We start from the raw sequence: 6,139 nt of genomic DNA on the forward strand, positions 1-6,139 counted from the left end.
TTCGTGTCGGGTCACAGTTCTTCCTCGGCCGTGGCACGCAGGACGACGAGCGAGCGACCCGCCACGGGGAGTCGGTCGCCGGCCCGCAGGGCCGCGGGGGCCTGCGGGGTCGAGGGCGGTTGGGTGGTGGTGGCGGCGCGGGTGGCCGTCGGGGTGCGGGGAGCGGCGCTCGCCGGGGGCGGGGGCGCCGTCACGGTGCTGTCGACGACGACCTCCCAGCCCTGGGCGTACTCGTCGGGCGGGAGGACGAAGGTGACCGTCTCGGCGCTGGCGTTGAAGTACAGGACGAAGTTGACGTCGGTGATGCGACCGCCGCGGGCGTCACGGCCACGGATGCCGTTGCCGTTGAGGAACATGCCGATCGCCTTGGCGTAGGACTCGTTCCACTCGCCCTCTTGCATGGCGTCGCCCTCGGTCGTCAACCAGACGATGTCGGGCAGGGGTTCGCCCTCGCCGCGGGTGACGGGACGGCCGTTGAAGTAACGCTGTCGGCGGAAGGTCGGGTGGTCGTGGCGCAGCTTGATGACCTCGGCGACGAACTCGATCAGCTCGCGGTCGGCGTTCGGCCAGTCGATCCAGCTGATCTGGTTGTCCTGTGCGTACGTGTTGTTGTTTCCGCCCTGGGTGCGGCCGAGCTCGTCGCCGTGCAGCAGCATGGGCACGCCCTGGCTGAGCAGCAGCGTCGCCAGGAAGCTGCGCTGTCGTTGCTCGCGCAGGGCGCGGATCTCGCCGTCCTCGGTCTCGCCCTCGACGCCGGAGTTCCACGAACGGTTGTGGCTCTCGCCGTCGTTGCCGTCCTCGCCGTTGGCGTCGTTGCGCTTGTCGTTGTAGCTGACGAGGTCGCGCATCGTGAAGCCGTCGTGCGCGGTGACGAAGTTGATGCTCGCGACCGGGCGGCGTCCGTCGCGTTCGTACAGGTCGGCCGAGCCGGTGATCCGGCTGGCGAACTCGCCGAGCGTCGAGGGCTCACCGCGCCAGAAGTCGCGGACGGTGTCGCGGTACTTGCCGTTCCACTCGGTCCACTGGGGCGGGAAGTTGCCCACCTGGTAGCCGCCGGGGCCGACGTCCCAGGGCTCGGCGATCAGCTTGACCTGCGAGACGATGGGGTCCTGCTGCACGAGCTCGAAGAAGGTCGAGAGGCGGTCGACCTCGTAGAACTCCCGGGCGAGCGACGCCGCGAGGTCGAACCGGAAGCCGTCGACGTGCATCTCGGTGACCCAGTAGCGCAGGCTGTCCATGATGAGCTGCAGCGAGTGCGGGTGACGGACGTTCAGGCTGTTGCCGGTGCCCGTGTAGTCCATGTAGTGCTGTTGGTCGCCGTCCATCAGCCGGTAGTACGCGGCGTTGTCGATGCCCTTGAAGGACAGCGTCGGACCCAGGTGGTTGCCTTCGGCCGTATGGTTGTAGACGACGTCGATGATGACCTCGATGCCGGCGTCGTGCAGCACCCTCACCATCGTCTTGAACTCCTGCACCTGCTGGCCGATGTCGCCGGTGGCCGAGTAGGCGGCGTGCGGGGCGAAGAACCCGATGGTGTTGTAGCCCCAGTAGTTGCTGAGGCCCTTCTCGAGCAGCGTGTTGTCCTGCACGAACTGGTGCACGGGCATCAGCTCGAGCGTGGTGATGCCGAGCTTCTTCAGGTGGTCGATGATCGCCGGGTTCGCGACGCCGGCGTAGGTGCCGCGTTCTTCCTCGGGGATGTCGGGGTGCGTCTCGGTCAGGCCCTTGACGTGCGCCTCGTAGATGACGGTCTCGTCGTAGCTGTACTTCGGTGCGCGGTCGCCCTGCCAGTCGAAGAACGGGTTGATGACGACGCCCAGCATCATGTGCGGGCCGGAGTCTTTGTCGTTGCGCGAGTCGGGGTCGCCGAACGTGTAGGCGAACAGCGCCTCGTCCCAGTCGATCTCGCCGCAGGTGGCCTTGGCGTACGGGTCGAGGAGCAGCTTGTTCGGGTTGGCACGCGAGCCGTTCGAGGGGTCGTACTCGCCGTGCACGCGGTAGCCGTAGCGTTGGCCGGGCTGCACCGTGGGCAGGTAGGCGTGCCAGACGTAGGCGTCGACCTCGGTGAACTCGACCCTCGTCTCGGTGCCGTCGTCGTCGAACAGACACAACTCGACCTTGCTGGCGGCTTCGCTGAAGATCGCGAAGTTGGTGCCGCTGCCGTCGTAGGTCGCGCCGAGGGGGTAGGGGTTGCCGGGCCAGGTGTGCATCGAACCTCCGATTGGGACTCGCTCAGCCTAGGGGCGAACGAGCGCCCCGTCCGCGCGAGGACGGGGCGCCCGCCGGGCCGCTCGGGCCGGGTGGGCGCCCCGTCGGGGCGACGACAGCTACTTCGTGACGGCCGCCAGGGCGTCGACGATCCCCTCGCCGAACCACCCGTTGTCCGCCGGCGTGCCCGTGCACGTCGTGGTGGCGGACGGGCAGGGGGTGTCGGTCGCCTGCTGCTCGAGCAGTCCGGTCAGGGCCGCACCCTTCAGACGCGGGTGGGTCGACTTCAGCAGGGCCAGCACGCCCGCGACGTGGGGCGAGGCCATCGACGTGCCCGACTTGGTGCCGTAGCCGCCTCCGGTCACGGTCGACAGGATCGCCGAACCGGGGGCCGCGACGTCGACGACCCCGTCGCCGTAGTTCGAGAAGCTCGACTTCGCCCCCGCCGAGGTGGTCGACGACACGGTGACCACGCCGTCGAGCTCGGTCGGGATGTCGAGGCAACGCGAGTCGATCGGTCGGGAGACCGGGGTGGTGTCGTTGGGGCTGGCGGTGTCGACCGTCTTGTTCGCGAGGTCGATCGACGAGTTGCCGGCCGCCGCCACGTTGACGATGCCCTTCTTCTGCGTGAACTGCACCGCGCGGTCGACGGCGGTCAACACGGCCGCCTGGTCGACGTCCGAGCCGCACCAGAACTGCCACGGGTCGACGTAGTAGCTGTTGTTCGTGATGTCGGCACCGGTCGCGGCGGCCTGCATGAAGCCGCAGATCGCGGCCTCGGGGTAGATGAAGCCGTCGTCGCTGACGACCTTGACGGCCGACATCGTCACGCCCGGGGCGACGCCCACGATGCCGACGCCGTTGCGGGCCGCCGCGATCGTGCCGGCCACGTGGGTGCCGTGGTCGCTCGTCGTGGGCTGCCAGGCGTCGTAGCTCGCATCGGGCGTCCCGGTCAGGCAGCTCGCCGAGGCGGCCACGTCGATGTTCGGCTGCAGGTCGGGGTGGTCGCCCTCGATGCCCGAGTCAAGCACGGCGACGAGCACGTCGCGGCTGCCGTCGGTGACCTGGTGCGCCCGGTCGGCCCCGATGGCCGTGAGATCCCACTGCTGGGCCTCGAGGGGGTCGGCGACGACGGTCGTGGCCTCTTCGAGTCGCTGCTCGGGCGAGGTCGCGGCCTTCGGCTTGCCGGGGTGTCCGGGGCCACCGGGCTTGCCCGGCTTGACCGGCTTCCCCGGGCCCGGGGTTGTCGTGCCGACGCCGAACGTCGGGTCGGTCTCGGCGACCGCGGCCGTGCGGGTGGCACCGGCCGACGTCACGGCCTTGTCACCGCGCACCGACGCGGCGAAGTTCGTGTTGCTCGACTGCGCGACGACCACGCCGAGCTCGGCGTACGCGGCGATGACGCTGCCGCCGGCCGCGGCGACCGCCCGCTCGACCTGCTTGGTCGCGCCCGGGTTCGCCTTCGTCGCGTTCACGACGTAGTTCATCACCGGGCCCTCGACGACCGGCAGGGTCGGGGCGGGGCCGGGCTTGCCCGGGGCCGCGGGGGCACCGGGTGCGGACGTGGGAGGCGCGGCGACCGCGGCTCCGGAGCCCACGGCGACGAGTCCCAGGGTCAGGGACGCCGCGAGGCAGGCGGTCGTCACGCGGCGGCGGATGCCGCGGGTGCGGGGGTCGGTGAAGGTCATGGTTCTCCTCGTCGGGTCGCGCGTGCCGGATGGGACGCGCGGAGCGGGAGGCTCGTCGCGGGCCGTGCCCGGTGATCCGACGAGCCGCCGTGCTCCTCATGGGAAGTCTGAAGAATCCGTGGCCACGGCGCAGTGGGCACTTGAGGGGACGCTGCATGACCCCCAGGCGGGGTACACCGGTGTCGGGGGTGTCGGGGGCGCCGGGTAGCGTCGGGCCATGTCCTCCGATGCCGTGCGCAGCGCCGCCACTCCTCGCCCCCGCCCTCCGCTCCGGGCACTCTCGATCGTGTCGGGGGTGGCGTCGTGAAGATCGTCGTCATCGGGTCCACCGGCCACGTGGGCGGTTTCCTCGTCCCGCGACTCGTCGAGGCCGGCCACGAGGTGGTCGCCGTCAGCCGCGGGGCCTCCGAGCCGTACCGGCCGCACGCGGCGTGGTCACGCGTGACGCGCCTCCTGCTCGACCGCGAGGCGGGCGACGCCGACGGCACCTTCGCGGGCGCGATCGCCGGGCTCGGGGCCGACGTCGTGATCGACATGATCTGCTTCACGGTCGCGTCGGCGCGTCAGATGGTCGACGCGTTGCAGGGGACGGGCACCGTGCTGGTGCACTGCGGCACGGTGTGGGTGCACGGCCCGTCGCGTGAGGTGCCGATCACCGAAGAGGCCGAGCGCACCCCGTTCGGCGAGTACGGCACGCAGAAGGCCGCGATCGAAGAGCTGCTGCTCCGCGAGTCGCGGCGCCCTGGCGGAGTGCAGAGCATCGTGCTGCACCCCGGGCACATCACGGGTCCGGGCTGGCCGATGATCAACGCGGTGGGCAACCTCGACCTCTCCGTCTGGGAGGCCCTGGCCGCCGGACGCGAGATCGCCATGCCGGGCCTCGGACTCGAGACCGTCCACCACGTGCACGCCGACGACGTCGCACAGGCCTTCCAGCTCGCGGCCGAGCGGCACTCGCAGGTGGTCGGCGAGGCGTTCCACGTCGTCAGCGAGCGGGCGATCACGCTGCGCGGGCTCGCCGAGGCGATCGCGCGGCACCACGGTCAGGAGGCGCGGCTGCGGTTCGTCTCGTGGGCCGAGTTCCGAGACCAGACGTCCGACGAGCACGGCGACGCGTCGTGGCAGCACGCCTCGCGCAGCCACTCGATGAGCATCGAGAAGGCCCGCCGACTGCTCGGCTACGCTCCGCGGTACACCTCGGTGCAGGCCGTCGTCGAGGGCCTCGAGTGGCTCGAGGCCGACGGGCAGCTGACGCTGGGTTGACCCGGGTGCGCGTGGCTCGGGCAGGCTGGTCGAGTGACTGATGACGCTCGACAGCTCGTGCATTTCCACCGGAAGCACCACGACGCGATGGTCCGTGGTGAGAAGGTGACCACGGTCCGGTGGGGCGAGTCGATGCGGGTCGGCCCGTCCACGTTCGTGTTCGACGGCCATCCCACGGCCGTTCCCCTCGCGGGGCACGTCACCGCCGTGCGGAGGCACCGACTCGACGAACTCACCGCACGACAGGCTCGGCAGCCCGAAGGCACGGACATGATGCGCTTCGGGGAGCAGCTGCGGGAGAACTACTACCCCGACATGCCGGACGACGCGATCGTCGAGGTCGCCGAACTCGTCGTTGAGACGCCATCCCTTCAGCCGGGTCGTCGAGACCGAAGATGACCGGACCGGTCGTCGTCAGCCGCGGCGGAGGAGGTGGGCCGTGACGGCGGCCTGCCACGAGGGGCCGTAGCGGGTCGTGCCGGCCGCGGTACGGACGACGAACGCGCCGGCCCGGTAGGCGAGCCGCCCGTGGCTGACGAGTTGCTCGCCGAAGCGCTCGGCGATCGACCAGGTGTCCGACGACTCGAAGCTGATCGCGACGGGGAATCGTGAGCGTGGCAGGCGCACCTCGACCGGCGCTGCTCCGGCATGGGTCGGGAGACGCCCGAGGAGCATCGGGGGAGTCGGAGCTGAGGCGGGGTGCACCACGGGGTTCCGTTCGTCGGTCGGCGGCTGGGCAAGGGCAGAGGAAACCCCCTCCCGCCCGGAGGCGGAAGGGGGACCACCGGGATGACCGGCCCTCGACGTGCGAGGGCCGATGCGTCGTCACGGAGACGACCCGGGTTCCGGGCCGCACCTCGCCAGGCGGGGTGCGACCCTGGGGCCGGGCCGGCGGGTAGCCGGCCAGACGGGTGTTACTCCGTGGCGGCGGTGATCTTCGCGACGCCGACGAGCATCTCGTCCTGGACGGCGTCGGTCTT

General features: G+C 70.8%; 5 protein-coding genes. 2 read left to right on the forward strand and 3 right to left on the reverse strand.

Annotated elements, in window-relative coordinates; all coding sequences use genetic code 11:
* Positions 1-11: 11 nt before the first annotated feature.
* Together glgX and IFT88_RS05800 are read right to left on the reverse strand one after the other, a co-directional pair.
* Positions 12-2,210, reverse strand: coding sequence for a glycogen debranching protein GlgX (gene glgX, locus IFT88_RS05795; protein WP_192119336.1), 2,199 nt, complete (start codon positions 2,208-2,210; stop codon positions 12-14).
* A 117-nt stretch (positions 2,211-2,327) separates the two neighbouring features.
* Positions 2,328-3,896 carry a S8 family serine peptidase gene (locus IFT88_RS05800; protein ID WP_192119339.1) on the reverse strand — a complete coding sequence of 523 codons (1,569 nt, stop codon included), beginning with the start codon at positions 3,894-3,896 and terminating at the stop codon, positions 2,328-2,330.
* Between the two features lie 303 nt (positions 3,897-4,199).
* Between IFT88_RS05800 and IFT88_RS05805 the strand changes: the two genes are divergently transcribed.
* Positions 4,200-5,159 carry an NAD-dependent epimerase/dehydratase family protein gene (locus tag IFT88_RS05805; RefSeq protein ID WP_192119340.1) on the forward strand — a complete coding sequence of 320 codons (960 nt, stop codon included), beginning with the start codon at positions 4,200-4,202 and terminating at the stop codon, positions 5,157-5,159.
* A gap of 33 nt (positions 5,160-5,192) precedes the next feature.
* A complete protein-coding gene (locus tag IFT88_RS05810) occupies positions 5,193-5,558 on the forward strand; it encodes an ASCH domain-containing protein (RefSeq protein WP_192119342.1) in 366 nt (121 codons plus the stop codon).
* A 15-nt stretch (positions 5,559-5,573) separates the two neighbouring features.
* Here IFT88_RS05810 and IFT88_RS05815 read toward each other — a convergent pair whose 3' ends face one another.
* Entirely contained in the window at positions 5,574-5,834 is a 261-nt protein-coding gene (locus tag IFT88_RS05815; protein ID WP_043594205.1) for a hypothetical protein, read from the reverse strand.
* Positions 5,835-6,139 lie beyond the last annotated feature (305 nt).

The organism is Frigoribacterium sp. CFBP 8751, assembly GCF_014841545.1.
Lineage (GTDB): Bacteria > Actinomycetota > Actinomycetes > Actinomycetales > Microbacteriaceae > Frigoribacterium.

What these genes read in the sequence shown, in the direction of transcription:
- IFT88_RS05800 (WP_192119339.1), bottom strand. Translation starts at nt 3,896, where the DNA reads ATGACCTTCACCGACCCCCGCACCCGCGGCATCCGCCGCCGCGTGACG.
- IFT88_RS05815 (WP_043594205.1), bottom strand. Translation starts at nt 5,834, where the DNA reads ATGCTCCTCGGGCGTCTCCCGACCCATGCCGGAGCAGCGCCGGTCGAG.
- glgX (WP_192119336.1), bottom strand. Translation starts at nt 2,210, where the DNA reads ATGCACACCTGGCCCGGCAACCCCTACCCCCTCGGCGCGACCTACGAC.